Genomic DNA, 3,332 nt, shown 5'->3' on the forward strand with positions numbered 1-3,332 from the left:
GCGAAGAACATCAGTTTTGCTCAAAAACATTCCCATGCATATGTAAGCCATTCTTAAGATAAATGGATTATAGAGAGTCGGAGTATGTGGGCGGAGTACGGAAAATGAGAATTATTCGCAATTTGACCTTAACCGGCAAGCAGATCATCGTTTTAACTGTGATGAGCGTTGTTACGGTCTGTATTGGCCTCTTCGGCATTCAATCGGTGCGCACCGGCGAACGTTTGGCTTTGGACGCCGGCGGTCGGATTATGTCGCGCTGAAGGCCGAGACGGCCAATCGCCTGATAACGGCGATCGTCATGGATAGCCGGGGCATCTATATGGCGCCGGATAAGGCGCAGATGGAGCGCTTCGCCACCCCTTTGCTGGCCAATATCGCGGCGCTGGAAACAATCGTCGGCCAGTGGCGCGCGGCGACCGACCCGCAAGATCAGCCCGGTTTCGATAAGGTTTCGGCCCATACCGGCGAATTCGCCAAATTCCGGCGCGAACTGGTCTCGATTGCCCGCAATACCGGCCTGCCGGAAGCGCGGGCCTTTGGCGACAATGACGCCAATCGGGCCAATCGGCAGGCGCTGAATGCCGAAATAGAAAAGCTCACGCGCAAAGCCGAAGCCGACGCCAATCAATCCCGCGCGATTATGAGCGATTATTTCGACACGCGCGTTATCTTGTTCATTAGCCTCGTCATTGTCGCCGTCGTCATCGGATTTTCGCTCGGCCTCTTCATGGTTCGCCGCCAAGTCATTTCGCCGCTGAAGGCCTTGACGGCGCGGATGGGCACGATGGGCGAGGGCAATCTGGAAGACCCTATTGCCGATGGCGGTCGCCGCGATGAAATCGGCGCGATGCTGCGCTCGGTGGAAGGTTTCCGCCTCGGCCTGCTGAAATCGCAGCAGTTGGCGCGCGAGCAACTCGAAGCCGCCTTGGCGCAAGAACGGCGGCGGCAGACGACCGACCGGGCGACCCAGCATTTCACCACCAGCATCGATACGATCCTGACCGACCTCGGCAAAGCCTCCGAGCGGGCGAACGGCATCGCCCACACCATGCGCGACTATGCCGATCACACCGCCGAACAGTCGCAAACCGTGGCAACGACGGCGCGGCAGGCCTCGGCCAATGTTCAAACCGTGGCGACTGCTGCTGAAGAACTCTCGGCCTCGATTGCCGAAATCAGCCGCCAGGTGGCGCAATCGGCGCTTACGGCGGAACGGGCGGTCCATGAGACCGAACGCACCGATACCATTGTGCAAAATCTAGTGAGTTCGGCCCAGCACATCGGCGATGTCGTCGTCATCATCAATCAGATCGCCAGCCAGACCAATCTTTTGGCCCTGAACGCCACTATCGAAGCCGCGCGGGCGGGAGAAGCCGGTAAAGGCTTTGCCATTGTCGCGTCCGAAGTCAAAGCCCTCGCCACCCAAACCGCCAAGGCAACCGACGATATCGCCCAACAGGTCACGCAAATCCGCGACGCCTCGCGTGATGCCGCCCAGGCCATTCAGGGGATCGGTGAGATCATCGCCGAGGTCTCCAACATCGCGGGCGCGATTGCCTCGGCGGTCGAAGAGCAGGGCACGGCCACCGCCGAAATCGCCCGCAACGTCCAAGAAGCGGCGCGCGGCTCGGAACTGATGACCAACACCATCGGTACTATGGCTAATGCCGCGCTTGAAACCGGCGCGGCTGCCGAGCAGATGCTGAATTCCGCTGGCGAGCTGAAGGAAGCCTCCGACCATATCGAACAGTCGGTCGGAACCTATGTGATGGAAGTGAAGGCGGCGGCTTAGACCGTCCAATCATCGCCTTGAAGAGGGCGTATGAAACTATGGGGCGCATCATTTGCGCCCCATTTTTTTATATTATTAGAAGAATAAAGAAGAAGTTGGCGGAAGGGATGTCCGTATAAAGGGGATTGTATGGGATATTATGGGACAATCATAAGTATCTATGCCTCTTGATTTTATTGGATTATAGGTCTCATATCGTCCCATAGAGTCTGCAATCATCGCGGCAAAAATGTGGGGCTGAATTGTGGGGCGGCACGTTCTGAATAAGCTGAAGGACGCCGGGCTACGCAGTTGTAGCGTCGGCACCTACTATGATGGCGGCGGCTTGATGATCAAGATCAATCGCCGAGAAGTGGGCCGAGCCTACGGCAAATGGTTGCTGCGAATTTCAATTCAGGGGCGTCGGCATGACCTGGGGCTAGGCAGCTACCCCGAGGTTTCCCTCGCGGCCGCTCGAACAGCGGCGCAAGCGCTTCGAGATCAGATTGCCGCCGGGCAAAACCCGTTGACCGAGCGCGTGGCGATGCGGGCGATGCCAAGTTTCGAGGAGGCAGCCAGGGCTCTGTATGCCGAGCGTCGGCCTTCCTGGAAGAACGGCAAGCATGCCGATCAATGGTTGGGATCGCTGGAACTGCACGCCTTCCCCGTGATCGGGTCGATGAAGGTGGCGGATGTGGGGGCGGGCGATTTGCGGGCGGCGTTATTGCCGATCTGGACGCAAACCCCCGAAACGGCCCGCCGGGTGAAACAGCGCCTGGGTATGGTACTCGATTTTAGCATCTCGAAAGGCTGGCGGGCCGACGCAAGCCCGCTTGAAGCCGTGGCGAAGGGCCTGCCACCCCAGCGCGGTGAGCGCGGGCATTTTGCGGCATTGCCTCACGCCGAAATGCCGAGCCTTTTGAAAGCAATTCGGGCGTGTACGGCAACCGAGATCACCCGCCTTGCCTTGGAGTTTCTGATTCTAACGGCAGCCCGTTCGGGCGAGGTTCGGGGGGCGCGCTGGGAGGAGATTACCGAAATAGAGGGCGTCGGGCCGGTCTGGGTTATTCCGGCCGAAAGGATGAAAGCCGCGCGGCAACACCGAGTGCCCTTGTCGCCTGCGGCGCAGGCCGTTCTTACTCGGGCACACACTCTAGCGAAGAGTGAGTTTATTTTTCCGTCGCCCAAGAAGGGTGGAGAACTCGCAGATATGGCATTCACGCAATTGCTGCGGCGGCTTGAATGGCCCCGGCCGGTTACGGCACACGGTTGCCGGTCGAGCTTCCGCGATTGGGCTGCGGAAACCACGGATACGCCCCATGACGTTGTGGAGGCTGCACTCGCCCATGCGCTGAAAGATAAGACGGTTGCGGCGTATCTTCGGACGGATCATTTGGAACGTCGCTTGGCACTAATGGTTGAATGGTCAGAGTTCATGAGTTAAGAGTAGTTGAGAACAGACCTATTGCGTAGATCTAACGGGTGAGTGAATTTTACGCACCTGATTTTCGGGAGTTTTGTCTAATGTCAACTAAAGGTTTTAGTTATTGTGTCAATA

The 3,332-nt window shown here is 58.1% G+C and carries 3 protein-coding genes; all 3 read left to right on the top strand.

Annotated features, from left to right (window positions below; all coding sequences use genetic code 11):
• Nucleotides 1-104 precede the first annotated feature (104 nt).
• The 3 genes from VZ95_RS24230 to VZ95_RS14025 all read left to right on the top strand — a co-directional run bounded on the left by VZ95_RS24230 (nt 105) and on the right by VZ95_RS14025 (nt 3,218).
• Entirely contained in the window at nt 105-263 is a 159-nt protein-coding gene (locus VZ95_RS24230; protein ID WP_156995303.1) for a hypothetical protein, read from the top strand.
• 38 nt (nt 264-301) lie between these two features.
• The gene (locus VZ95_RS14020; protein ID WP_052711772.1) at nt 302-1,795 is read left to right on the top strand and encodes a methyl-accepting chemotaxis protein; all 1,494 of its coding nucleotides are present in this window, start codon (nt 302-304) and stop codon (nt 1,793-1,795) included.
• 244 nt (nt 1,796-2,039) lie between these two features.
• Nucleotides 2,040-3,218: a tyrosine-type recombinase/integrase gene (locus VZ95_RS14025; RefSeq protein ID WP_156995304.1), complete on the top strand. Its 1,179-nt coding sequence runs from the start codon at nt 2,040-2,042 to the stop codon at nt 3,216-3,218.
• Nucleotides 3,219-3,332: the final 114 nt, after the last annotated feature.

Source organism: Elstera litoralis (genome assembly GCF_000963705.1).
Taxonomy (GTDB): Bacteria; Pseudomonadota; Alphaproteobacteria; order Elsterales; family Elsteraceae; genus Elstera; species Elstera litoralis.